This is a genomic window from Micromonospora sp. NPDC048887 (genome assembly GCF_040649715.1).
In the GTDB taxonomy this organism is placed as follows: Bacteria; Actinomycetota; Actinomycetes; order Mycobacteriales; family Micromonosporaceae; genus Micromonospora.
The window spans coordinates 15,329-39,115 of record NZ_JBEZGA010000026.1; the positions used below are offsets into that span (position 1 = coordinate 15,329).

At 70.2% G+C, this 23,787-nt stretch carries 22 protein-coding genes; 15 read left to right on the top strand and 7 right to left on the bottom strand.

Annotation, left to right across the window (positions count from 1 at the left end):
- Positions 1–29 precede the first annotated feature (29 nt).
- From AB0C17_RS27720 to AB0C17_RS27755, 8 genes are all read left to right on the top strand, one after another.
- Positions 30–1,019 carry a helix-turn-helix domain-containing protein gene (locus AB0C17_RS27720; protein ID WP_357472921.1) on the top strand — a complete coding sequence of 330 codons (990 nt, stop codon included), beginning with the start codon at positions 30–32 and terminating at the stop codon, positions 1,017–1,019.
- Positions 1,020–1,163: 144 nt separating this feature from the next.
- Positions 1,164–1,628: a hypothetical protein gene (locus AB0C17_RS27725; RefSeq protein WP_357384721.1), complete on the top strand. Its 465-nt coding sequence runs from the start codon at positions 1,164–1,166 to the stop codon at positions 1,626–1,628.
- A gap of 253 nt (positions 1,629–1,881) precedes the next feature.
- Positions 1,882–2,154, top strand: coding sequence for a hypothetical protein (locus AB0C17_RS27730; RefSeq protein ID WP_357472924.1), 273 nt, complete (start codon positions 1,882–1,884; stop codon positions 2,152–2,154).
- A 411-nt stretch (positions 2,155–2,565) separates the two neighbouring features.
- The gene (locus AB0C17_RS27735; RefSeq protein ID WP_357472927.1) at positions 2,566–3,825 is read left to right on the top strand and encodes an ABC transporter substrate-binding protein; all 1,260 of its coding nucleotides are present in this window, start codon (positions 2,566–2,568) and stop codon (positions 3,823–3,825) included.
- 71 nt (positions 3,826–3,896) lie between these two features.
- On the top strand, positions 3,897–4,850 hold the full coding sequence (locus AB0C17_RS27740) for a sugar ABC transporter permease (protein ID WP_357473014.1): 954 nt from the start codon (positions 3,897–3,899) through the stop codon (positions 4,848–4,850).
- Positions 4,847–5,716 (top strand): carbohydrate ABC transporter permease, encoded by an 870-nt coding sequence (locus AB0C17_RS27745; RefSeq protein WP_357472930.1) that lies wholly within the window; start codon positions 4,847–4,849, stop codon positions 5,714–5,716. The genes AB0C17_RS27740 and AB0C17_RS27745 overlap by 4 nt, the downstream gene beginning before the upstream one ends.
- Before the next feature lie 3 nt (positions 5,717–5,719).
- Complete coding sequence (locus tag AB0C17_RS27750; RefSeq protein ID WP_357472933.1) at positions 5,720–7,393, top strand: CocE/NonD family hydrolase; 1,674 nt, start codon at positions 5,720–5,722, stop codon at positions 7,391–7,393.
- 66 nt (positions 7,394–7,459) lie between these two features.
- On the top strand, positions 7,460–9,424 hold the full coding sequence (locus AB0C17_RS27755; protein WP_357384731.1) for a right-handed parallel beta-helix repeat-containing protein: 1,965 nt from the start codon (positions 7,460–7,462) through the stop codon (positions 9,422–9,424).
- A 75-nt stretch (positions 9,425–9,499) separates the two neighbouring features.
- Here AB0C17_RS27755 and AB0C17_RS27760 read toward each other — a convergent pair whose 3' ends face one another.
- The 7 genes from AB0C17_RS27760 to AB0C17_RS27790 all read right to left on the bottom strand — a co-directional run bounded on the left by AB0C17_RS27760 (position 9,500) and on the right by AB0C17_RS27790 (position 18,716).
- On the bottom strand, positions 9,500–11,902 hold the full coding sequence (locus AB0C17_RS27760) for a phosphoketolase family protein (protein ID WP_357384733.1): 2,403 nt from the start codon (positions 11,900–11,902) through the stop codon (positions 9,500–9,502).
- Positions 11,903–12,038: 136 nt separating this feature from the next.
- Positions 12,039–12,608: an SRPBCC family protein gene (locus tag AB0C17_RS27765; protein WP_357472936.1), complete on the bottom strand. Its 570-nt coding sequence runs from the start codon at positions 12,606–12,608 to the stop codon at positions 12,039–12,041.
- 39 nt (positions 12,609–12,647) lie between these two features.
- Positions 12,648–15,212 carry a bifunctional acetaldehyde-CoA/alcohol dehydrogenase gene (gene adhE, locus AB0C17_RS27770; RefSeq protein ID WP_357384737.1) on the bottom strand — a complete coding sequence of 855 codons (2,565 nt, stop codon included), beginning with the start codon at positions 15,210–15,212 and terminating at the stop codon, positions 12,648–12,650.
- 134 nt (positions 15,213–15,346) lie between these two features.
- Positions 15,347–16,159, bottom strand: coding sequence for an ABC transporter ATP-binding protein (locus tag AB0C17_RS27775; RefSeq protein WP_357384740.1), 813 nt, complete (start codon positions 16,157–16,159; stop codon positions 15,347–15,349).
- Positions 16,152–16,967, bottom strand: coding sequence for an ABC transporter permease (locus AB0C17_RS27780; RefSeq protein WP_357384742.1), 816 nt, complete (start codon positions 16,965–16,967; stop codon positions 16,152–16,154). The genes AB0C17_RS27775 and AB0C17_RS27780 overlap by 8 nt, the downstream gene beginning before the upstream one ends.
- The gene (locus tag AB0C17_RS27785; protein ID WP_357384744.1) at positions 16,964–17,734 is read right to left on the bottom strand and encodes an ABC transporter permease; all 771 of its coding nucleotides are present in this window, start codon (positions 17,732–17,734) and stop codon (positions 16,964–16,966) included. Before AB0C17_RS27785 ends, AB0C17_RS27780 begins: the two co-directional genes overlap by 4 nt.
- A 7-nt stretch (positions 17,735–17,741) precedes the next feature.
- Complete coding sequence (locus tag AB0C17_RS27790) at positions 17,742–18,716, bottom strand: ABC transporter substrate-binding protein (RefSeq protein WP_357472939.1); 975 nt, start codon at positions 18,714–18,716, stop codon at positions 17,742–17,744.
- A 60-nt stretch (positions 18,717–18,776) separates the two neighbouring features.
- Here AB0C17_RS27790 and AB0C17_RS27795 point away from each other — a divergent pair, with 60 nt between their 5' ends.
- The 7 genes from AB0C17_RS27795 (at position 18,777) to AB0C17_RS27825 (ending at position 23,765) form a co-directional block, all read left to right on the top strand.
- Positions 18,777–20,195 carry a flavin-dependent oxidoreductase gene (locus AB0C17_RS27795; protein ID WP_357472944.1) on the top strand — a complete coding sequence of 473 codons (1,419 nt, stop codon included), beginning with the start codon at positions 18,777–18,779 and terminating at the stop codon, positions 20,193–20,195.
- The gene (locus AB0C17_RS27800) at positions 20,192–20,659 is read left to right on the top strand and encodes a MarR family transcriptional regulator (RefSeq protein WP_357472947.1); all 468 of its coding nucleotides are present in this window, start codon (positions 20,192–20,194) and stop codon (positions 20,657–20,659) included. The genes AB0C17_RS27795 and AB0C17_RS27800 overlap by 4 nt, the downstream gene beginning before the upstream one ends.
- Positions 20,656–21,153 (top strand): DUF3237 domain-containing protein, encoded by a 498-nt coding sequence (locus tag AB0C17_RS27805; protein WP_357472952.1) that lies wholly within the window; start codon positions 20,656–20,658, stop codon positions 21,151–21,153. Before AB0C17_RS27800 ends, AB0C17_RS27805 begins: the two co-directional genes overlap by 4 nt.
- Before the next feature lie 121 nt (positions 21,154–21,274).
- Complete coding sequence (locus AB0C17_RS27810) at positions 21,275–21,667, top strand: DUF6153 family protein (protein ID WP_357384754.1); 393 nt, start codon at positions 21,275–21,277, stop codon at positions 21,665–21,667.
- A gap of 77 nt (positions 21,668–21,744) precedes the next feature.
- The gene (locus AB0C17_RS27815) at positions 21,745–22,392 is read left to right on the top strand and encodes a DUF305 domain-containing protein (protein ID WP_357384756.1); all 648 of its coding nucleotides are present in this window, start codon (positions 21,745–21,747) and stop codon (positions 22,390–22,392) included.
- A 93-nt stretch (positions 22,393–22,485) separates the two neighbouring features.
- Positions 22,486–22,848, top strand: coding sequence for a BlaI/MecI/CopY family transcriptional regulator (locus AB0C17_RS27820; RefSeq protein WP_357384758.1), 363 nt, complete (start codon positions 22,486–22,488; stop codon positions 22,846–22,848).
- Entirely contained in the window at positions 22,845–23,765 is a 921-nt protein-coding gene (locus tag AB0C17_RS27825; RefSeq protein WP_357384760.1) for a M56 family metallopeptidase, read from the top strand. Before AB0C17_RS27820 ends, AB0C17_RS27825 begins: the two co-directional genes overlap by 4 nt.
- Positions 23,766–23,787 lie beyond the last annotated feature (22 nt).

Genomic DNA, 23,787 nt, shown 5'->3' on the forward strand with positions numbered 1-23,787 from the left:
TTGCTGTCCTGTTCGAAGGGGTGATGACGATGATCCAGACGTTGTTCGACAGCAGGGACTTCCCGGTCGACGAGCGATTCGACCGCTGGCACGAGATGACGATGCGATCGCTCGCGGCCTCGGACGTAGCCACCGAGATCCCGCACCAGGACTTTCGGGCAACGATGCAGCATCTCGACCTGGGCGCGGTCCAGATCGTCGCCATGACGTATCCCTCGTTGCGGTGTCGGCGTACGCCGAGAATGATCCGGCAGAGCGACCCCGGGTATCTCAGCCTCGGGATGATCCTTGGGGGCAGGCAAGGGATCGCCCAACGCGGCCGGGAAAGCGTTGCGGGGCCGGACGACCTCGTGCTCTACGACACGTCACATCCATACGAGGCGCACGTGACCGCCGCGAATCCGGTGGCGGCTCGCACGGTGGTGGCACAGTTCCCCAGAGCGCTGCTGCCCACGCGCAACGTCGAGCAACTGCTCGGCGCGCGCTTGTCCGGGAGAGTCGGAACCGGAGGTCTGGTCGCACAGTTCCTGTTCGGACTGGTCAGGGGTGCACGCGACTACGAGCCTGCGGACTCCCCTCGGCTGGCCACGGTCTTCCTCGATCTGCTGTCCATCACACTCGCCCGGGAACTCGGCGCTGGATGCGGACTGCCGTCCGAGAGCCCTCAGAACGCTCTCATGCTGCGCATTCACGCCTTCATCCAACAGCACCTCGGTGATCCGGAGCTGTCCCCGGTGACCATCGCCGCCGCGCACCAGATCTCGGTCCGCCACCTCCACCAACTCTTCCGGCAGCAGGACTTGACCGTCTCTGCCTGGATCCGTCGTGAACGACTGGCCCGTTGCCGCCGCGATCTCGCCGATCCCCGGCTGCGAGACCGTCCGATCCACGCGATCGCGCTGCGCTGGGGCTTTCCGCGACCGGCCGATTTCACCCGGACATTTCGGCTCTCCTACGACATGACGCCCAGCGAGTATCGGGGGATGGTTTCGCGCAGCCTGGTCGGCATCGAGAGCTAAGCGGCGTGCGCTCTGCGCTAACGCCATCCTGACTCGTGGCGTCCAGAATGGCTTGCAGGTCGACTCGCGCACCCACGTAGCGCGATACGGGGACTCAACCCCCGTCTTTCCGCGATCGCTGGAGCATGGAGGTTTCACGCGCTCATGAGATTCATCAAGAGGACGGCCCTGATGGCTTGCGCAACGGCGACGGCAGTCATGGCATTCGCCACTCCGGCCAGCGCCGCCACCACGTTGAACTTCTACGCCAACGGGCCAGCTGATTCGGGCCGCGGCTGTGATATGACGACCAAGGCGGGGGGCACCTACACCTACTACGCGAATGGCGGCGTCAAAGGTGGCTACCAGGCATTCGCAGGTGGCTTCGACGCATGGGAGCGTGATCTCTGCCCGGATGGTTACGGTGCGGCGCTGCACCTGACCTACTACAAGTGGAACGGCAGTTCATGGGTTTACTCGACTGCCAACCCGATCAAGGTGACCACCGGGGCTTACGACACTGTGTATCACAGCTGGACCTTCAAGGACGTTCGCGACGTGCAGATCTACAGCTGCAGGATCAACAGTGCGGGTGCGGTCTCGTCGTGCGCCAAGGCAACCCTCTTCTAGGGGGCCGGAACGGGCATCGGCCCGCTGGTCACCCACGACATCACGCGGCTGTGGATCGTCTCCGGCCCGCCTCCGTCGCCCTCTCGCCGAGCTTCCCGAGGGCTGCGGCATCCCGTCGGTGAGATTCGCCGCGGCAGTCGCTCAGCACGACCATCCACCTGCCGGGCTCCGGGCCATGAGGTCCGGAGCCCGGCCGGGTGGGGGAGCGGTCGGTAGCCGTCGCGTTCGGGTGCGGCGACGTGCCCTTCGTGGCATGTCGGCGTACACCGGGCGATCGATTATCCGGCCGGGAGGCGCAGACACCGGGGCCGGCCCAGAGCGAGTATCGACGGCGCGAGCAAGCAGTGCCGCGCAGCTGAGTACCGTCCCGTGGGCGCCCACACAGTTCTTCGAGTTCCTGCAGGGCATTGTCGACGCCGCCACGGACGGCGACACCGTGCACCTCGCGCCGGTGCTGATCCAGCCGATGGCGGCGGACGACGCCCGCCTCGACGACCGGCGAACGCGGGCGACCCGCAGTCGGTAGACCATCGCGCTGCGGCGGCTTTCCGGGGCAGTCCGGTGGCGCCGTTCGTCAGGATCCCGCCACGGGTGGGAGGACCGGCTCCGCGCGTCTTCCGCGGCGTCCGCACTTCCGTGCTCCCGTTCGCGGCGCCGCCGTCGGCGTGACGCCGCTGTCCGGGAGCGGAGGCGAGGGCCGCCGGTGTCCTTCGCGCGGAGTCACGCCCCTTGCTCCGAAACTTTCGGCGCTGTGCCGATCAGGATTCCACCCTGCCGTCCGGCGCTCTCGCTGGCAGCGCGCCTGTTGACGGACGGCGGGGCACTTAGTAGCCTCAGCGCACAAAATCATGGCATGTAAATATCTCGATAAGTTTCGGAGGCGGCGAGATCCCGCCACCCCACCATCGCCGCTCACGATCACCCCGTTGGAGGGCCGTTGAAACGCGTCCGGACCACCACCGTCGCCGTCGTCGCCGCCATCGCGCTCCTCCTCGCCGGCTGTGGGGGATCAGACGGCAAGTCCGACTCGAAGACCTTCGAGTTCTGGTCGTTTGCCAACATCAACCAGAAGGCCGACGTCGACGTCTACACCAAGGCGCACCCCGACGTGCGCGTCAAGCTCACCGAGGTGGGCACCACGACCGAGACCGCACAGGCGCTCACCGCCGCGCTGGCCGGTGGCAAGGTGCCCGACCTGGTGCTGATCCAGGCCGACGACCTGCCGAAGTTCATGCAGTCCCCGGACAACTTCGTCGACCTCACCACGCTGGGCGCGAACGACATCAAGGGCAACTACCTCGACTGGGTGATGGCGCAGTCGACGACCGAGGACAACAAGATCATCGGTGTGCCGACTGATGTCGGCGGCCTGGCGGTGGCCTACCGTACGGATCTGTTCAAGGCGGCCGGCCTGCCCACCGACCGGGAGGCGGTCGCCAAGCTCTGGCCGACGTGGGACGAGTTCATCAACGTCGGTAGGCAGTACGTGCAGAAGACCGGGAAGCCGTTCGTGGACAACACGCCGACCAGCGTCTTCTTCCAGGCGGTCAACCAGGGCAGCCAGCGCTACTACAGCGCCGACCGCAAGCTCGACTACGACAACGAGCAGGTCAAGGCGGCGTTCGACGTGACGCTGAAGGCCTTCAGCGCGGGCATCTCCGCCAAGCAGGGGTCGTTCTCCTCCGGCTGGACCGCGGCGATGAAGAAGGGCGACTACGCGGTGGTGTGCTCACCGTCCTGGATGCTCAGCCAGATGAAGACGAACGCCCCCGAGACGAACGGGAAGTGGGACATCGCCACCATTCCCGGTGGCTCGGGGAACTGGGGCGGCAGCTTCCTCGCCATCCCCAAGCGCGCCAAGAACGCGAAGGCGGCGTGGAACTACATCTCCGAGATGCAGTCGCCGAAGGGCCAGCTGGACCACTTCCTGATGCAGGGGTCGCTGCCCACCACGCCGTCGGTCTACACGGATCCGCAGCTGGTCGGGAAGACCGACCCGTTCTTCAGCAACGCGCCGATCGGCAAGATCTACACCCAGTCGGTGGTGGGGATCAAGCCCTTCTACTTCGGCCCGCAGGACGGCCCCGTCGGCACCGAGTTCCTCAACACGCTCACCAGCGTCGAGCAGGGCAAGGTGAATCCGGCGAACGCCTGGGACACCGCGCTGAAGAACGTCAAGAACGCCGTACGCGAATGACGGAGGGCTGATGCGCGGCGGCCGGGCACCGTCCGGCCGCCGCCCATCGGAAGGGTGACGCTTTGACCACCATGCTCGGCCCGGCCACCGCCCCACCGGACATCCGGGGCCCCGTTCGCAACCGGCGGATCCGGCAGGGCGTACGGGAGTTCCTGGCGCCGTATGCGTACATCTCGCCGTTCTTCGTGCTGTTCCTAATCTTCGGTCTCTTCCCGTTGCTGTTCACCTTCTACATCTCGCTGTTCGACTGGGATCCCATCGGCGAGCACCGTTTCGTAGGGCTGGACAACTTCTCCGAACTCGTGCACGACCCGCGTTTCTGGGGTGCGCTGCGGAACACGTTCAGCATCTGGGTGCTGTCGACGGTGCCGCAGTTGCTCCTGGCGCTCGGCCTGGCGCACCTGCTCAACCACGCGCGGCTGCGGCTGGCCGCCCTGTTCCGGATGTCGGTGCTCGTTCCCTACGTCACCTCGGTGGCGGCCACGACCATCGTGTTCGCCCAGATGTTCGACAGGGACTACGGCATGATCAACTGGTTCCTCGGGCTGCTGGGCTTCGACCACATCGACTTCACCGCCTCGCTGTGGGGCAGCCACGTCATGATCGCCACGATGATCGCCTGGCGCTGGACCGGATACAACACGCTGCTGTACCTCGCCGCGCTTCAGGCGGTTCCCCGGGAACTGTACGAGGCCGCCGCCGCCGACGGTGCGAACGGCTGGAAGCAGTTCCTGCACATCAGCATTCCCTCGCTGCGGCCGATCATCGCGTTCACCGTCGTGACGTCGACCATCGGCGGGTTGCAGGTCTTCACCGAGCCGTTGCTGGTCAACCCGGTGGGCGGCCTCACGTGCGGGGCGGCACGGCAGTGCCAGACCGTCACCCTCTACCTCTACGAGCAGTCCTTCGGACAGTTCCACTTCGGCTACGGCGCGGCGGTCGGCGTCGCCCTCTTCGTCATCGTGGTGGTGTTCTCCGGACTCAACTATCTGCTGACCACCCGCATCCGTTCGGAGCGCCCATGAAGCCCGCACCCCCGACCGCCGCGCCCACGCGGGCCCGGCGGCGCCAGGCCAACCGCGTCCCGATCCCGGTGTACGTGCTGCTCACGCTCATGGCGCTCGTCAGCGTCTTCCCGCTCTACTGGATGTTCGTGGTGGCGACGACGGACTCCGCCACCGCGACGACCCTCCCACCGACGCTCACTCCCGGCGGCAACTTCCTGCGCCTGGCGGAGCTCGTCTTCACCATCGTGCCGTTCGTGCAGTCCCTGCTCAACAGCGTCATCGTCGCCACCACGATCGCCGTCGGCCAGGCGGTGCTCTGCGCGCTGGCCGGCTTCGCCTTCGCCAAGCTGTCCTTCCCGGGCCGCAACACGCTGTTCCTCATCGTCGTGCTGACCATGACGGTGCCGGCGCAGCTCGCGGTGGTGCCGCAGTACCTGATCATGTCGGAGCTGAACTGGGTGGACAGCCTCCAGGCGGTGATCGTTCCCGGGCTGGTCAGCGCGTTCGGCATCTTCTGGATGCGCCAGCACATCGGCAGCACCATCGACGACGAGCTGATGCAGGCGGCGCGGGTGGACGGCGCGACCACCTGGCAGATCTTCTGGCGGATAGCCTTCCCACTGGTCCGCCCAGCGGCGTACGTGCTGGGTCTGTTCGCGTTCGTCTACGCCTGGAACGACTTCCTGTGGCCGTTCATCGTCCTGAAGTCGCCGGAGAACTACACCGTCCAGATCGCCATCAAGGCGCTGCAGCAGAACCGGGACATCGATCTGGGCCTGGCCATGTCCGGCTCCTTCCTGGCCACCATTCCGCTGCTGGTGTTGTTCGTCTTCGTCGGACGCCGGCTGGTGCAGGGAATCATGGAAGGCGCGTTCAAGGGGTGAGTGATGACGAGCCTGCGCCGCCGACTGGCCGGGTGGCGCCGGAAGGCCCGTCGCGACACGGCCACGCAGCCCTCGTACGCCTTCACGGTGCGGCGCGGGCTGCGCGTGCCGATGGACGACGGCGTCGAGCTGATCGCCGACCTCTACCTGCCGGCCGGCCCGGTGGAACGGCCGTTGCCCACGATCGTCGTCCGCTCGCCGTACGGCCGGCACGCCTCGCTCACACACGCGCCGGCGCTCGCCGGCGAGGGGTTCACGGTGCTGGTGCAGAGCTGCCGCGGTACCGGCGGCTCCGGTGGCACCTTCCGGCCCCAGCTCGACGAACAGCGCGACGGCATGACCACCCACCGGTGGGTACGCCGCCAGCGGTGGTTCACCGGCACGGTCGCGACGTTCGGCGAGAGCTACCTCGGTTACACCCAGTGGGCCGTGGCGGGCCGGATGTGCCGGGAGGATCCCGTCAACGCCCCTGATGCCCTGTGCCTGAACGTCACGATGGCCGACTTCGGCGCCGTCACCTGGAACAACGGCGCGTTCTCGCTGGGCGGCTCGCTCGGCTGGTCGCGCCGGATGGCCCTGCGGGGCGTGCACGGCACCCTGGTCCGGGCGTGGCTCGCGCGGCGGCCGGACCGGAGGCTGGCCGAAGCCTTCGACGTCCTGCCCCTGTCCGGCGGCGACACCGCGGTGGCGGGCCACCCGATCGGCTGGTACCAGGACTGGCTGGCCCACGAGAAGCTCACCGACGACTACTGGACCCGGCAGTCGCACACCGCGTCGGTGCCCGACGTCACCGCGCCCGTGTACATGGCCACCGGCTGGTACGACATCTTCCTTCCCTGGCAGCTGCGCAACTACGCCCGGCTCGCCGCAGCCGGTCGCCCGCCCCGGCTGACCATCGGCCCGTGGGGCCACACCAGCGAGCAGAGCCCGTTTCTCGCCGAGTCGATCGCGTTCCTCAAGGAACACTTCGCCGGTGCGCCCGCGGCCCGGCCGGCGCCGGTGCGTGCCTTCCTCACCGGCGCGCAGCAGTGGCGCGATCTGTCCGCGTGGCCACCGCCGGGCACCTCCGTGCGGCGGTGGCACCTGCACCGGTCCGGGCTGCTCGACCCGGCCATACCGGCCGGGGGCAGCACCCGCTACACCTACGACCCCGACCGGCCCACACCCGCACTCGGCGGCCCCGGGCTGGGGTCGGCCCCCGGGCCGGTCGACAACAGCGCCCACGAACGCCGTACGGACGTGGCGGTCTTCCGCAGCCGACCGCTGGAGCAGGCTGTCGTCCTCGCCGGGGAGCCGATCGCCCGCGTCCGGTTCCGCTCGACGGCAGCCAGCGCGGACGTCTTCGTCCGGATCTGCGACGTGCACCCCGACGGCCGCTCGATGAGCGTGTGCGACGGCATCCGCCGCGTCGGCGGCGTCGGCACCGCGGCCACCGACCCGCGGCCCGACGCAGACGGTTTCGTCGAGCTGGACGTGTCGCTGTGGCCGGCGTTCCACAGCTTCGCCCCCGGCCACCGCGTCGCCGTCCAGGTCAGCTCCGGAGCGCATCCGCGCTACGCCCGCAATCCCGGCAGCGGCGAACCCGCCGCCACCGCGACCACCACGGTACGGGCGCAGCAGGAGATCTCCCACGACGGCGCTCGCCCGTCCGCCATCGACCTGCCGGTGTGGACGTGAACGGGCGCGGATGTGCCGGCCGCCGCGCCGAAGGCATCTCCATCAATCGACGAGGAGGGCTCCCCGATGACATCCGTGTTCCATGTGGCGATCAGCGGCTCGGATTCCGCCGACGGCTGCGCCGAGCGGCCGTTCCGGACGATAAACCGGGCGGCGGGCGTCGCGCAGCCCGGTGACACGGTGGTGGTGCACGCGGGGGAGTACCGGGAGTGGGTGAAGCCACGCCACGGCGGTCTCAGCGACTCCCGCCGTATCACCTACGAGGCGGCGCCCGGCGAGCACGTGGTGATCAAGGGATCGGAACGCGTCACCGGCTGGGAGCCGCTCGGCGGGACGGTGTGGCAGGCGGTCGTCGACAACGTGTTGTTCGGCTCGTTCAACCCGTTCGCCGAGGAGGTGACCGGCGACTGGATCGTCTACCGCGATGGTGCGCCACGCCGGCATCTCGGCGACGTCTACCTGAACGGCGTGAGCTTCTTCGAGGTGGGGAGCCGGGCGGAGGTCGACGATCCGCCCCGGCGTACCGAGATCGTCGACGACTGGACCCGGGTGACGCATGCGATAGGCGATCCCGACCGGACCCGGCTCGTCTGGTTCGCCGAAGTCGGCGAGCGGACGACGATCTGGGCCAACTTCCAGGGCGCCGACCCGAACACGGAGCTGGTCGAGATCAACGTACGCCGCAGCGTCTTCTACCCGGAACAGCCGCACCTGGACTACATCACGGTCCGCGGCTTCGAGCTGGCGCACGCGGCCAGCCCGTGGGCGCCGCCGACCGCCGACCAGCCGGGCCTGATCGGACCCGGCTGGGCGAAGGGCTGGGTCATCGAGGACAACGTGATCCACGACGCCAAGTGCGCGGCGATCTCGATCGGGAAGGAGGGATCGACCGGGCAGAACTTCTCGGCCCTGCGCGGTGACAAGCCGGGCTACCAGTACCAGGTGGAGTCGGTCTTCGCAGCCCGCCGGATCGGGTGGGACCGGGAGCACGTCGGCTCGCACCTGATCCGCCGCAACACGATCTACGACTGCGGCCAGAACGCGATTGTGGGCCACCTCGGATGTGCGTTCTCCACGATCGAGGACAACCACATCCACCGCATCGGAGTGAAGCGCGAGTTCTACGGGTACGAGATCGCCGGCATCAAGCTGCACGCCGCCATCGACGTGGTGATCCGGCACAACCGCATCCACGGCTGCTCGCTCGGCACCTGGCTGGACTGGCAGGCGCAGGGCACCCGGCTGTCGCGCAACGTCTACCACGACAACTGCCGGGACCTCTTCGTCGAGGTCAGCCACGGCCCCTACCTGGTCGAGCACAACATCTTCGGCTCGCCCGCCTCGCTGGAGCTGTTCAGCCAGGGCGGCGCCTTCGTCTGCAACCTGATCTGCGGCACCGTGCGGCTGGAGCCGGTGCTGGACCGCGCCACGCCGTACCACCTGCCGCACAGCACGCAGGTCGCCGGGTACGCGGTGATCTACGGCGGCGACGACAGGTACGTGGGCAACCTCTTCCTGGGCGGCGACCCGGGCGCTGCCTACGGCGCGGGTGCGGAGGGTGAGGGGCCACCGACGGCCGGCACCGCCGGATACGACGGCCATCCCGCGTCGTTCGAGGAGTACCTGGCCCGCCTCGCCGACCAGCCGCCGAGCGACCAGCAGAAGTACGTCGAGGTGAGACAACCGGTGTACGCCCGCGCGAACGCCTACGCCGCGGGAGCCCGCCCGTTCGAGGGTGAGCCCGAGCCACGGGTGCTGGGCGTTGCGACGGCGACGGTCGTCGACGACGGTGACGGGGTCTGGCTCGTCACCGATCTCCCCGACGCGTTCGACGCGGCACGTGTCGGTGTGGTCACCGGCCGGGACCTGGAACGGGTCCGCTGCGCCGACGCGGAGTTCGAGGAGGCGGACGGCAGCCCCGCCGTCATGGACGTCGACCTGACGGGCGAGCCCCGGCAGCCGGGACGGGACGGCGCCGTCGGCCCGATCGCGGTTCTTGCGTCCGGCGCGCGCCGTACGCGCGTCTTCTGACGGCGGTCACTGTGCCGCCGCCGGCACCGTGAGGACGGTGGCGCCAGCCGTCCGGCGCCACCGTCCGCGCCGGACTCAGCCGCGTGCGGCCCAGTCGCCGAGGGACCAGTCGCGGACCTCGGGCATGTCCTCCAGGTGCTCCACCACGTACGCCTCGTGGCGGTCGAGCTGACTGCGGCACCACGCCTTGAGGTCCGCCGCGCCGCGCGGGAGACGCTTGGCGTTGTTGATGGCGTCCATCACGAGGTGGTAGCGCGACGCCTTGTTGCGCACCGTCATGTCGAACGGGGTGGTGGTCGTGCCCTGCTCGATGAAGCCGCGCACGCGGAACCGGTCCGCGTCCGGGCGGCCGTGGACGAGCTGGTGGATCGCGCCCGGGTAGCCGTGGAAGGAGAAGACTACGTCCACGTCATCGGTGAACAGCTCGGTGAACAGGGTCTCGCTCATGCCGTGCGGGTGGTCCTTGGGCCGGACCAGGGTCATCAGGTTGACCACGTTGACGACGCGCACCTTCAGACCGGGCAGCCGGTCGCGCAGGATCTGTGCCGCCGCGACCGTCTCCATGGTGACGACGTCACCGGCGCAGGCGAGGACGATGTCGGGGTCGCTGGTGCCGTCGTCGGTGCCGGCCCACTCCCAGATCCCCGCGCCGCGGGCGCAGTGTTCGATCGCCTCGTCCATGCTGAGGTACTGCAGCTGCGGCTGCTTGTCGATGACGATCAGGTTGATGTACGACCGCGACCGGAAGCAGTGGTCGGCCACCGACAGCAGGGTGTTGGCGTCCGGCGGCAGGTAGACCCGGGCCACGTCGCCGCGCTGGGTGAGCACCACCTGGATCAGGCCCGGCCCCTGGTGGGAGAAGCCGTTGTGGTCGTTGCGCCACGCCGTCGAGGTCAGCAGCACGTTGAGGCTGGGCACCTTCGCGCGCCACGGCAGATGCTTGGCCTCCTGCAACCACTTGCCGTGCTGCACCGTCTGCGAGGCGCTGACCATGGCGAACGCCTCGTAGGTGGCGAACATGCCGTGCCGGCCGGTCAGGTTGTAGCCCTCCAGCCAACCGTGGCAGTTGTGCTCGCTGAGCACCTCCATGACCCGGCCGTCGCGGCTGATCGCCACGTCCTCCGGGGTCACCCGCTCCATGAAGGCGCGGTCGGAGACGTCGAAGACGCCGCCGAGGCGGTTGCTGTTCGTCTCGTCCGGGCAGAACAACCGGAACCGGTCGGCGTTGCGCGTGTAGATGTCGCGCATCATCTCGCCCAGCTTGCGCGTCGACTCGGCCCGCTGCTGCGCCGGCTGGGGCACCTCGATCGCGTAGGAACGGAAGTCCGGCAGGTCCAGGTCCCGGGTGAGCAGGCCGCCGTTCGCGTGCGGGCTGGCGCTCATCCGCAGGTCACCGTCGGGGGCCTGGTCCCGGATCAGCGACACGGGCGTGCCGGTGGAGTCGAACAACTCCTCCGGACGGTACGACTTGAGCCATCGCTCCAGCAGCGCGAGGTGCTCCGGGTTGTCCTTGACGCCGGACAGCGGCACCTGGTGCGAGCGCCACGTCCCGGTGACGGTGACCCCGTCGACGGTGTCCGGGCCGGTCCAGCCCTTCGGCGACCGCAGGATGATCAGCGGCCAGGTCGGGCGGGTGCCGTCCCAGGAACCGTCCCGGGCGGCGGTCTGGATGTCGCGGATCCTCGTCCAGGCGGTGGCGAGGGCGGCGGCGAAGCGGTGGTGCATGCCGGGCAGGTCGGAGCCCTCGACCTCGATGACGTCGTAGCCGTGGCCCCGCAGCAGGTGGCGTACCTCCTCGGGGTCCTTGCGTCCCAGGACGGTGGGACCGGAGATCTTGGCGTCGTTGAGGTGCAGGATCGGCAGGACCGCGCCGTCGCGCTCCGGGTTGAGGAAGGACACCCCCTTCCAGGAGCCCTCCAGCGGCCCGGTCTCGGCCTCACCGTCGCCCACCACCGCGATGGCCAGCAGGTCCGGGTTGTCCATGACCGCGCCGAACGCGTGGACCAGGACGTAGCCCAGCTCACCGCCCTCGTGAATGGAGCCCGGGGTGGTCACCGACACGTGCGACGGGATACCACCGGGGCTGGAGAACTGCCGGAACAGGCGCAGCATCCCGGCCTCGTCCTGGCTGACGTCCGGGTAGATCTCGCTGTAGGTGCCCTCCAGATAGCCGGCGGCCACCAGCGCCGGCCCGCCGTGACCCGGACCGGCCAGGTAGATCGCCTGCTGGCCGGTGTGCCGGATCAGCCGGGAGACGTGCGCGTAGATCAGCGACAGGCCGGGGCTGGTTCCCCAGTGGCCGAGCAGGCGCGGCTTGATGTGCTCGGCCGCCAGGGGCTCGCGCAGCAACGGGTTGCCCTGCAGGTAGATCTGCCCGATGGTCAGGTAGTTGTTCGCCCGCCACCACGCGTCCAGACGGGCGAGTTCGGTGTCGTCGAGTTCGGCGAGCGTACGGATTTCGGATTCGACCGCGGTCACCGTGCTTCCTTTCACTGATCTCGTCATGTCCGGATCCAGGTTAGGCCCAGCCGGGCCCGGCCACCGGGGGCCGCAGGCCGCAAGCCGAAGGACCTTCGGCCCTCGATGGCGACCGCGACGCGCCGACCGGGCACGTTCATGACGTCCCTTCCGCGCGTTGCTTGATGCCCAGCAGCATCCGGCGCTCCATGACCAGGCTGCCCGGTTCCATCACCATCCGGTACGCGGCCCGGCCCGGTCCCGGACGCCCCGCCAGGGAGATCCGGTTGCGGCTGATCAGCCGGGTACCCGCGCCGTCCGGTCGCAGGTGGAAGCCCCACACCCAGGCCCCGTCGGCGGACCGGAACACCAGCGTCCGGCGCGGGTCGAGGATCTCCACGCGCATGGCCGGCCCGTTCTTGCCGAGCGGTAGTTCGTCGCCGCCGGCGAGCTGCTGGAACTGCGGCAGGATCGCGTCGGCGCTGTGCATGTCGAGCCCGAACAGGTTCTCGATCCAGTCGTAGGTGTAGGCGCCGCCGCGACCGCTGCCCATCTGCACGAGCCACGGCCAGACCGCCTCGGGTGGCGCGTCGATGGTGATCGCCCGGGTGGAGACGACGTCCGGATCGGCGAGGAACTCGTCACCGGGCAGCGCCGCGTCCACCTCGATCGCGGTGGCTCCCCAGGTGAGCCACCGTCCGGGCCGTTGGAGCACTGTTCCCTTCATGACCTCTCCCTCCTGAGCGAGGCGGCGGTCACCGGCGGGTCAGCCGGCGGCCGCCGGTCCGTAGTACGCGGCGCGCATCAGTTCCTGCATGTCGCCGAGCATCGGCATCCGCGGGTTGGCCGGCGCGCACTGGTCCTCGTAGGCGTTCAGCGCCTGTTGCGGTAGCGCCGCGAGGAAGGCCCGCTCGTCCACGCCGACCGCTGCGAACGACGGCTCGATGCCGACCTCGTCGCGCAGTCGCTCGATCGCCGTGGCCAGGGCTTCGACCGCCTCGGCGTCGGTCGTCACGGGAAGCCCGAGGGTACGGGCGATGTCGGCGAAGCGTTGCGGCGCGCGGTACGTCTCGTACTTGGGCCAGCCGGTGAGCTTGTTCGGCACGGTGCCGTTGTAGCGGATGACGTGCGGGAGCAGGATCGCGTTGGTGCGCCCGTGCGCGACGTGGAAGGTGGCGCCCAGGGTGTGCGACATGGCGTGCACGATGCCGAGGAAGGCGCTGCCGAACGCCATGCCGGCGATCGTGCCGGCGTTGTGCATCTTCTCGCGGGCCACCGGGTCGGCGGCGCCGTGGTGGACGGCCCGGGCGAGGTTGCCGAAGATGAGCCGGACGGCGTGCAGGGCCAGACCGTCGGTGAAGTCGTTGGCGTAGACGGACACGTACGACTCGATCGCGTGGGTGAGCGCGTCGAAGCCGCTGTCCGCGGTGACCACCGCCGGCAGGTCGGCGGCCAGGATCGGGTCGACGATCGCCACGCTCGGCGTGAGGGCGTAGTCGGCGAGCGGGTACTTCTTGCCGGACGCGGTGTCGGTGATGACCGCGAACGGGGTGACCTCGGCTCCGGTGCCGGAGGTGGTGGGGATGCAGACGAGCTGGGCCAGCGCGCCGAGGGTGGGGAACTTGAAGGCGCGCTTGCGGATGTCGAAGAACTTCTCCCGCAGATCGGCGAAGACCACCTCGGGGTGCTCGTAGCGCAGCCACATCACCTTGGCGGCGTCCATCGCCGAACCGCCGCCGAGCGCGATGATGGTGTCCGGCCGGAACGAGCGCATCGACTCGGCGCCCCGGTCGACGGTGCGCACGCTCGGCTCCGGCTCGACGTCGTCGATGATCTGCAGGGCCACCTGCTCGCGGCGGCGGTGCAGCACGGACAGCACGCGGTCCACGTACCCCAGTCTGGTCATGGTGTGGTCGGTCACCACGGTGACCCGGTGCACGTCGGGCATGTCGGCGAGGTAGCGGATCGCGTTCGGCTCGAAGTAGATCTTCGGCGGAACCTTGAACCACTGCAGGTTGTTCGTCCGCCGGGCGACCCGCTTGACGTTGATGAGGTCGACCGCCGTGACGTTGTGCGACACCGAGTTGTGGCCGTAGCTTCCGCAGCCCAGCGTCAGCGACGGCAGGAAGGCGTTGTACATGTCGCCGATGCCGCCCTGCGAGGCCGGCGCGTTCCAGATGATCCGGACGGCCTTGACCCGGCGGCCGTACGCCTCGGCCAGGTCGGCGTCCCGCGTGTGGATGACGGCGCTGTGGCCCAGGCCGTCGAACTCGACCATCTGCTCGGCGTACCCGAAGGCCTGGTCGTGACCGGTGGCGGGCAGCAGGGCGAGCACCGGGCAGAGCTTCTCCCGGGTCAGCGGCTCGGCCGGGCCGACCCGGTCGACCGGGACCAGGATGATCGAGGCGTCCGGGGCGACCGGGAAGCCGGCGTGTTCGGCGATCCAGGTCACCGGCTGCCCGACCACGTCCGGGTTGAGCTTCCCGGAGCCGAAGAGCAGCTTCTCCAGCAGCGACTTCTCCTCCGGCGTCGCGATGTGGGCGTGTAGGCGCCGGAACTCGGCGAGGGCGGCCGGCCGGATCGCGTCGTCGATGATGACCGCCTGCTCGGAGGCGCAGATCATGCCGTTGTCGAACGCCTTGGAAAGCACCACGTCGTTCACCGCGCGGGCGACGTCGGCCGACGCCTCGACGTACGCGGGGACGTTGCCGGCGCCGACACCGAGCGCCGGTTTGCCGGTGGAGTAGGCGGCCCGGACCATGGCGTTGCCACCTGTCGCCAGGACCACCGAGACGTCGGGATGGCGCATCAGCTCGTTCGTCGCGGCCACCGACGGTTCGTCGATCCACTGGATGCAGTGCTCCGGCGCGCCGGCGGCGACGGCGGCGTCGCGCACCGTGCGGGCCGCCTCCGCGCTACAGCGTTGCGCCGCCGGGTGGAAGGCGAAGATCACCGGGTTGCGGGTCTTGAGGGCCAGCAGCGCCTTGAAGATGGTGGTCGAGGTCGGGTTCGTCACCGGCGTCACCGCGGCCACCACCCCCACCGGCTCGGCGATCTGCGTGATGCCGGTGATGTCGTCCTGGGCGATCACCCCGACGGTGCGGACGTCGGCCATGTGGTTGGTGACGTGCTCGCAGGCGAAGATGTTCTTCACCGCCTTGTCCTCGAACACGCCGCGACCGGTCTCCTCGACCGCCAGCATCGCGAGTTCGGCGTGCCGGCCGAGCGCGGCCACCGACGCCTTCTTCACGATCCCGTCGATCTGCTCCTGGCCGAAGGAGTCGTAGCCGCTCAACGCCGTGAGGCCGTTCGCCACCAGGGTTTCGATCATGCTTCCGCCCTCCATCGGTCCGTCGCCTCGACCATAGATCCGCGACGATCGATGCGGGCACGGCCGATGGACCCGTGCGGACGGGACCACCGGCCCGCGTCCGTACGCCTGCTACGTGACCCGGCGAGGTGCGGTCACGGTGCCGGGTGCGGCGTCGCGGCCGGCCCGCGCTTGGCCCGCTGGATCTGCTCGTAGACGTGGGTCCGCAGTTCGGTGAATCGGGGCAGGGCCCGGGTGGTGAGCTGGTCGCGTTCCCGTGGGAGGTCGATCACGAGGTCCTCCCGCACCCGGGTCGGTGAGTTCGACAGGACGAGCACGCGCTGGCCCAGATAGACCGCCTCGTCGATGTCGTGCGTCACGAAGACGGTGGAGATCCCGCGCGTCAGGTGCAGGTCACGGACGAGATCCTCCAGGTCCGCGCGGGTCTGCGCGTCGACCGCGGCGAACGGCTCGTCCATGATCAGCACTTCCGGCTGGTACGCGACGGCGCGCGCGATGGCCACCCGCTGCTGCATCCCGCCGGAGAGCTGCCACGGGTGGCTCCGCGCCGAGCTTGGCAGTCCGACCGCGTCGAGGGCGTCGGCGACCAACCGGCCGCGTGCGGCGCGGGAGAGCTTCTTGTGGCGAAGCGGAAGCTCCACGTTGCCCCGGACCGTCAGCCACGGGTAGAGGCTGCGGCCGTACTCCTGGAAGACCACAGCCATCGCCGGGCTCGGGCCCGTCACCGGTGATCCCTCCATCTCGACCAGGCCGCTGGTGGGCCGGAGGAGCCCGGCCAGGCATTTCAGGAGAGTGGTCTTCCCGCAGCCCGAGGGACCGACGACGCACAGCAGCTCACCGGGACTCATGGTGAAGCTGATGTCCCCGATCGCCTCGACCTCGCCCCGGCCGGAGGCGTAGACCTTCCGCAGGTGCTCGACCCGCAGCAGAGGGCTCCCGTCAGGCACGGGTGACCTCCTTCATTCCGTGGTACCAACGCAGGACGCGGCGTTCGGCGACACCGAAGAGCACGGCGAGGACGACGCCGATGAGGCCGAGCAGGAGGATGCCGCTCCACATCTCAGCGATCAGGTAGTTCCGCTGGAAGTAGGCGATCCGGTATCCGAGGCCGGCGGACGACGCGAACATCTCCGAGATGACCATGAGGATCAGGGCCACCGAGAGCGCCTGGCGTACGCCGGTCATGACGCGCGGGCTCGCCGCCGGGAGGATCAGCAGCCACAGCCGGTCCCACCGGGAGATCCGGAACGAGTACGCGGTCTCCAGCATCACGCTGTCGGTCGCCCGGACACCCTCGATCGTGTTCAGCAGGATCGGCCAGATCGCGCCGGACACGATGACGACGACCTTCATGGTGTCGGTGATGCCGAGCAGGAGCATCGCGACCGGGATCAGCACGGGTGGCGGAATCGCGCGGAAGAACTCCAGTAGCGGTTCGAGGATCTCGCGTAGCGGGCGGAACCGGCCGATGAGGACGCCGGCGGCGACGCCGAGGAGGACCGACGCGAACAGGCCGATCAGCAGCCGGTACACGCTCGGCAGCACGTCGTCGACGAACGCCGGACCGATCCAGGTCTGCCGGAACGCGTCGAGGAGCGTACGGGGGCCGACGAGGAACCGGTTCGCCGACCGGGTGGACCAGACGGCCCAGAGCACCACGGCCACGACGGGAAGCCCGACCGCGAACAGGACGTTCTCGGCGACCCGGATGCCGAGGCCGCGACGGCCGGCCCGGCCCGCGCCGAGGGCGGTCACCGGGTTGCCCCGTCCGCGAGCACCGACTGGTGCCAGGCCAGCGAGCGGCGTTCGGCGAAGCGGAAGACGACGTTCACCAGCAGGCCGAGGAGCCCGGTGACCACGACGAGTCCGTACAGGCCGACGGCGTCCCCGGTGGAGCGGGACAGCTCGATCATGCGCCCGAGACCGGGGTTGCCGATCACCATCTCCGCGGTGACGGCCAGGATGAGCGCGACGGCGGCGCCGAGACGCAGACCGGTCATCAGGTACGGCAGCGCGGTCGGAAGGACGAGATACCGCAGGCGCTCGAGGCGGGTCAGGCCGAAACTGCGAGCGGTGTCCCGGGCGACGGTGTCGACGTCCGCGACCCCGTAGATGACCTGCACGAACACCTGCCAGAACGCCGCGTAGACGATGATGACGAGCGCGGCGCGCATCTGCAGGCCGAACATCAGCACGGCGAGGGGGATCAGCGCGACCGACGGCACCGGCCGCAGGAACTCGACTGTCGTGTGCGTCGCGCGACGCAGGAACGGCACCAGCCCGACCACAGTCCCCAACGTCACCGCGGCGAGCGTCGCCACTGTCAGTCCGATCGCCCACGACGTCATGGTGAGCCGGATCCGCCGCCAGAACGCCAGGTCGCGGACCTCCTCGGCCAGCCGCCCGAACACGTCGGTGGCGTACGGCAGGTAGTGCGGGTCGACGAGTCCCAGCGTCGGGAGCAGTTGCCAGACGGCGAGGAACCCCAGCAGGCCGGCGGCACCCAGCAGGACCTTGCGCATCGGCCGGCTACTGCTGCTGGACGAGGCGGTCGAAGTCGGGCCGCCGGTCGAGGACGCGGTACTTCTGGGCGAGGGTCGCCAGTTGCTCCAGGCCGGGCCGGTCGAGCTCCCAGCCGAACGCCGGGAGCCGCACGGAGTCCGCCACCGCGTCCGGTAGTTCGAGGTTGTCCTTGATGGCCTGCCGCAGGGCCGTCTCGTTCGCCGGATCCTTGGCCCAGGTGAGCGTCTTCTTCATCGCCGCCGAGAAGTCGGCTACCAGCGCGGCGTCGGAGTCCGTCAGCTTGCTCGACGTGATCGTGGTCAGGGTGGTGAGACCTGGCACCGTGGCCTGATAGGGGGCGACCACGAGGACGTCACCGCGCTTGCGCATCTGGGTGATGAACGGTTCGGTCACCCAGGCGGCGTCGATGTTGCCGGCGGCGAGCTGGGCCGGGGCGTCCGGGAAGGCCACCTCGACGAACTTGACCTTGGTGGGGTCGCCGCCGTCCTTCTCGACCGCCGCCATGATCGTGACGTCGCCGGCGGCGCCCAGGCTGTTCACCGAGACCTTGCGCCCCGCGAGCTGGGCCGGCCGGGTGATGCCGGACTTCGCCGACGCCAGTACGGCGTTGATGTCGTCGCCGTCGGCGTATGACGACGCGTAGTTGCCGATGATCACCACACCGAGGTTCTGCAGATCGGCGCGGAACGGGCCGAACGGCTGACCGATGGCGAAGTCGATGTCGCCGTTGATCAGGGCCGGGATGGCCTGCGCGCCGCCCTGTGCGGGCACGACCTCCACATCGAGCCCCTGCTCCCGGAAGATGCCCGCCTTGATGCCGCCCCACAGCGCGGCGGTCTCGCTGATCGGCAGCGCCGCCACGCGGACCTTCCGCAGGTCGCCGCTGGCCCCGGGGGACGGATCGGTGGCATCGGAGTCCGTGCACCCGGTCAGGGCGATCACGACGCCGGCGAGAACAGCGAGGGCGGTGGCCTTCTTCATGGACGAGCCCTTCCGTGCGCAGCCTTTGTGCAACCTCGGGAGTGGGGCCGGCCCAGCGGGGTGAAGCATCCGACCGCGTCGATCAGCGTCATGCAGAAACGATTGATTGTCAAGAATTCCGATAAGGCGGATCGCGGTGCGATCAGAGTGGTCCGGCATCGATGTGAATGCGTCTTGACGAGCGACGATTTTGTGACCAAACTGTGCGGTTGGTGGTGCGGTGGCGGAGGGGGCGACGACTTGGCGATCGTGATCGTGGGCGCTGGTATCGGTGGCCTCACCACCGCGCTCAGCCTGCACCGGGCCGGCTTCCGTGAGATCACCGTCTACGAGCGCGCCGCCGCGCTGCATCCGCTCGGCGTGGGCATCAATCTGCTCCCGCACGCCGTTCGTGAATTGACCGAATTGGGCCTCGGCGAACGCGTGGAAAGGCTGGGCGCCGCACCCGGCACACTGGCCTACTACAACCGGTACGGTCAGCAGATCTGGAGCGAGCCGCGCGGGCTGGACGCCGGATATCGCTGGCCGCAGCTTTCCGTGCACCGTGGCCGGTTCCAGATGGAACTGCTCGCCGTGGTGCGGGAACGGCTGGGGGCCGACGCGGTCCGTACCGGACACCGGCTCGTCGGCGTCCGCGACGGCGTCGCGCGCTTCGAGACGGCGGCGGGGGAGGTCAGCGTCGCGGGTGACCTGATCGTCGGAGCGGACGGCATCCATTCCGCGCTGCGCCGCCAGCATCAGCCCGCCGAGGGAGCGCCGCTCTGGAACGGGCTGACGCTGTGGCGGGGGACGGCACGGGCGCCCGGATTCCTGGACGGGCGGACCATGATCATGGCAGGGGACGCCGAACAGAAGTTCGTCGCGTACCCGATCGGCGCCGGCCTGATCAACGTCGTCGCCGAGCGGCGCGGGCCCGGTTTCGCCGGGCCGAACGCGGACTGGAACCGGGCGGTCGACCCCGCGCCGGTCGTCTCGCTCTTCGCGGACTGGCGCTTCCCCTGGCTCGACGTGCCGGAGCTGCTGGCCGCCGCCGACGAGATCCTCGAATACCCCATGGTGGACCGTGACCCGATCGACGCGTGGACCCACGGGAACGCGACGCTGCTCGGCGACGCGGCGCACCCGATGTATCCGAACGGTTCCAACGGGGCGTCGCAGGCGATCCTTGACGCGCGTACCCTCGCCTTTCACCTCGCCACCGCGCGGACGGTGCGGGCGGCGCTCGACGCCTACGAGGCGGACCGGCGGCCGGCGACCACCGCGCTCGTGCTGAGCAACCGGCGGCAGGGCCCGGAACAGGTGATGGTGCTCGCCCGCGAGCGCGCGCCGGACGGGTTCGCGCACATCCACGACGTCATCCCGCCGCAGGAGCTGATCGAGATCGCCACCGGGTACAAGAAGGCGGCCGGCTTCCTGCCCGCCGACCTCAACGAACGGGCCTCCCTGACGCCGACGGTCTTCTCGGGCGTCCTGCCGTGACCGGCCCGGAGCCGACCGGGCTGGACGCGGCGCGACTGGCGTCGGTGATCTCACCGCTACGCCGCACGCTGCTCGCCGCCGCCCGCGCCGCCGAGCACCTGCCGGAGATCCCGGACGCGCAGATCGAGATCGTGCGGGCGCTGCCACGGGGCACCGTGGCCGGCCCCGGTGAGCTGGCCGAACGGCTCCGCCTGAGCCGATCCACTGTGAGCAACCTGCTCACCACGATGGAGGGCAACGGTCTCGTCGAGCGCCGCCCCCGTCCCGGCAACCACCGCCACGTCGACGTCCTGGCCACCCCGAAGGCCCTCGACCTGTTCGCACGCTTCGACCTCGCGAGCGGAGACCTGGTCGCCCGCGCCGCGGCCACCCTGCCGGCGGCGGACCGGGCGGCCCTCGCCGCCGCGGTGCCCGCGTTGGAACGCCTGCGCGACGCCCTCGCGCAGACCAAGGACACCCCATGAGTACGCGCCGACCCGCCGGCCCGGGCCCGGCGAGCGACCCGCCGGTTCCCGGCCTGGAGGCCGCGTTCGAGGTGGAGGCGCGGCTCGGCGCCCTGGAGGATCACGGGGTGACCCGCGCGGGCCACCGGCGCGTGGTGCCCGTCGTCGGCGGCCGGGTCACCGGCCTCTTCGAGGCCGACATCCTGCCCGGCGGCGCGGACTGGCAGGTGGTCCGCCCCGACGGCGCGATCGAGATCGACACGCGCTACTCGGCGCGCACCGCCGACGGCGGCCACGTCTACCTCCGTACCTTCGGCGTCCGCAGCGGCCGCCCGGAGGTCCTCGAGGCGTTGTTGCGCGGCGACGCGGTGGACCCCGCCGAGTACTACTTCCGCCTGGGCGTACGACTGGAGACGTCGGTGCCCGCGCTGGCCGTGCTGGAGCAGTGCGTCTTCGTCGCGTCGGCGATCCGGGAGGCCGACCGGGTGCGCTACACCGCCTACCGCGTCACGTAGGCGTTCCCTGGCAGCGCGTTTGGACGCGTTCGCCCGCCCCGTGCCCGTCCGCTGTGATATCCCATCTACTATGCGCCTGTAGTAGATGCTGGTGCCGGGCCGGACGTGCGGAGGGAATGGGATGGGACGCGCTCACCCGCTGCTGCGGCTGGCGCTGTTCGTCGCCGTGACGTTCGGGGTGTTCGGCATGCACACCTTCGGCCACCCGGCCGGGCTCGACGCCGCCCACGCGAGCGCCGTACACGGGAGCACCGGCCACGCCGCCACCGCTCCCGATGCCGCGCACGGAGACGACGGCTCGCCCGGGCACCGCGAGGGGACGCACGTGTTCACCGTGTGCCTGGCGGTGCTGGGCGGCGCCCTCGTCCTCGGCGCCATGTCCCTGCTGTGGCGGCCCCGCCGCGGGGCCGGCGCGCCGACCGGCCCCCGATCACACCTGCCCGGCCGGGACCGGGGTCCACCCCGCCGGCCCATCGGGTTGCGACTGCGAGCCGTGACGGTCCTGCGTACGTGAGGAGAGCACGGTCCGGCGCCTCGCCCGGATCCGACGACTCCGTTCCGGCACACCTCACGACAAGGACCACGTACCTGATGAGACCGACCATCCTGCGCCGCGCCGCCCTCGCGGGCGTCGCCCTGTCCGCCCTGCTCGCGACCGCCGCCTGCGGCGGCGGGGACGACACCGGCGGCATGACGCACGGCACCGGCAGCGGTTCCACGGCGGGCGCCTCCGCCTCGGCCGACGCCACATTCAACGACGCGGACGTGATGTTCGCCCAGATGATGATCCCGCACCACCAGCAGGCGGTGACGATGGCCGACCTGGCCCCGACGCGCGCGAGCGACCCCGAACTGAAGGACCTGGCCGCAAGGATCAAGGCGGCGCAGGATCCGGAGATCGCCACCATGAAGGGGTGGCTCACGGCCTGGGGGAAGCCCACGGACCTGCCCGGCGACCACAGCATGCCCGGCATGAGCGCCACGCCCGGGCACGGCATGCCGGGGATGCCCGGCATGATGTCCGAGCAGCAGATGGCGGGCCTCACTGCCGCGAACGGCACCGCGTTCGACAAGATGTTCGCCGAGATGATGATCGCCCACCACAAGGGTGCCATCGACATGGCCAGGACCGAACAGGCCGACGGCCGCAACCCCGAGGCCAAGGCGCTCGCCGCCAGGATCGCCTCGGATCAGGCCGCCGAGGTGCAGACCCTGCAGAAGATCCTCGACCGCCTGTAGCGTGCCGGGTGCGGCCGGCCCCGGCCACGGCGCCGGGACCGGCCGCACCGCCACGACACCTGACGTACCCTGTCCGGCACGAAGGGAGAGCGCGTGGCGGAACTGGGCAGACTCGAGTCGGCGGTGATGGACGTCCTGTGGCGTGCCCCCGAGCCCGTGCTCGTGCGCGACGTCCTCGACGCGGTGACCACCGGCCGGGCACTGGCGTACACGACTGTCCTCACCGTGCTGGACAACCTGCACCGCAAGGGCTGGGCCGTACGGCAGAAGGACGGCAAGGCCTACCGCTACCGTGCCGCCGGCACCCGTGAGGAGATCATCGCGCGCACGCTGCGCCGGGTCGTCGAGACGAGCAGCCATCCCGACCTGGTGCTGCTGCACTTCGCCCGGTCCGCCTCCGACCACGAACTGCACATCCTGCGGCAGGTCCTCGACGAGCGGGAGTCCGAGGCGTGAGCCTCGCGCTCGCCCTCGTCACCGGCGCGACGGTCGTCGCCTGGTGTGGCCCCGCCGCGCTGCGGCTGTGCTTCCGGCACGTCGCGGACCCCGTCGCGATGCTGCTCGGCTGGCTCGGCCTGATCGTCGCGGTGATCGCCACCTTCGTCCTCGCCACCGTGATGCTCCTCGCCCCGGCCAGCACCCGGCAGTGGGCGCTGCACGACCTCGCCCGCATCTGCTGGCACTGGGCGCAACCCAGCCGGCCACCCGCCGTCGACGAGATCGCAGGGGCGACGGGAGCACTGCTCGTGCTGGCCGTGCTCGCCCGGTTCACGGTGACGTGCACCCGCCGGGCGGTGCGCGCCCACCGCGCTCGCCGCGCCCACGCCGACCTGCTCACCCTCGCCGGTGGCCGGTCGGAGGAGGGCGGGGCGGCGGTGCTCTGGATCCCCCACCCGACGCCGATGGCCTACAGCCTCCCCGGATCCGGCGGGCTGACGGTCCTGGCCAGCGCCGCCGGTGACCTGCCGCCGGACCAGCTCGCCGCGGTGCTCAGCCATGAGCGGGCACACCTGCGGGAGCGTCACCATCTCCTGGTGGCGGCGGTGGAAGGGCTCGCGGCGGCCGTACCGTGGCTGCCCCTGACCCGGCAGGCCCCCGCGGCCGTGCGCCTGCTCGTCGAGCTGCGCGCCGACGCCGCGGCGGTCCGCGAATGCGGCCCGGCCGCCGTACGCGACGCGTTGCTGGCTTTCGCCGGTGCGCCGCACCCGTCGTCCGCGCTCTCGATGGCCGGTGCCGACGTGGCCGTCCGGCTCCAGCGCCTCCAGGGCCGCCCGCACCGCCGCGAGGTTCTCGCCCGCGCCGTGCTCGCCTCGACCGCCCTGGCCGCGCCCCTGGGCGTCGGCGTGGTGACCGGCCTCCTGTTCTGCCTGTAGGCCCCGACCCCCGGTGAGCGCC

What these genes read in the sequence shown, in the direction of transcription:
- AB0C17_RS27720 (WP_357472921.1), top strand. Translation starts at nt 30, where the DNA reads ATGATCCAGACGTTGTTCGACAGCAGGGACTTCCCGGTCGACGAGCGA.
- AB0C17_RS27725 (WP_357384721.1), top strand. Translation starts at nt 1,164, where the DNA reads ATGAGATTCATCAAGAGGACGGCCCTGATGGCTTGCGCAACGGCGACG.
- AB0C17_RS27730 (WP_357472924.1), top strand. Translation starts at nt 1,882, where the DNA reads ATGTCGGCGTACACCGGGCGATCGATTATCCGGCCGGGAGGCGCAGAC.
- AB0C17_RS27740 (WP_357473014.1), top strand. Translation starts at nt 3,897, where the DNA reads ATGCTCGGCCCGGCCACCGCCCCACCGGACATCCGGGGCCCCGTTCGC.
- AB0C17_RS27745 (WP_357472930.1), top strand. Translation starts at nt 4,847, where the DNA reads ATGAAGCCCGCACCCCCGACCGCCGCGCCCACGCGGGCCCGGCGGCGC.
- AB0C17_RS27750 (WP_357472933.1), top strand. Translation starts at nt 5,720, where the DNA reads ATGACGAGCCTGCGCCGCCGACTGGCCGGGTGGCGCCGGAAGGCCCGT.
- AB0C17_RS27755 (WP_357384731.1), top strand. Translation starts at nt 7,460, where the DNA reads ATGACATCCGTGTTCCATGTGGCGATCAGCGGCTCGGATTCCGCCGAC.
- AB0C17_RS27765 (WP_357472936.1), bottom strand. Translation starts at nt 12,608, where the DNA reads ATGAAGGGAACAGTGCTCCAACGGCCCGGACGGTGGCTCACCTGGGGA.
- adhE (WP_357384737.1), bottom strand. Translation starts at nt 15,212, where the DNA reads ATGATCGAAACCCTGGTGGCGAACGGCCTCACGGCGTTGAGCGGCTAC.
- AB0C17_RS27785 (WP_357384744.1), bottom strand. Translation starts at nt 17,734, where the DNA reads ATGCGCAAGGTCCTGCTGGGTGCCGCCGGCCTGCTGGGGTTCCTCGCC.
- AB0C17_RS27790 (WP_357472939.1), bottom strand. Translation starts at nt 18,716, where the DNA reads ATGAAGAAGGCCACCGCCCTCGCTGTTCTCGCCGGCGTCGTGATCGCC.
- AB0C17_RS27805 (WP_357472952.1), top strand. Translation starts at nt 20,656, where the DNA reads ATGAGTACGCGCCGACCCGCCGGCCCGGGCCCGGCGAGCGACCCGCCG.
- AB0C17_RS27810 (WP_357384754.1), top strand. Translation starts at nt 21,275, where the DNA reads ATGGGACGCGCTCACCCGCTGCTGCGGCTGGCGCTGTTCGTCGCCGTG.
- AB0C17_RS27815 (WP_357384756.1), top strand. Translation starts at nt 21,745, where the DNA reads ATGAGACCGACCATCCTGCGCCGCGCCGCCCTCGCGGGCGTCGCCCTG.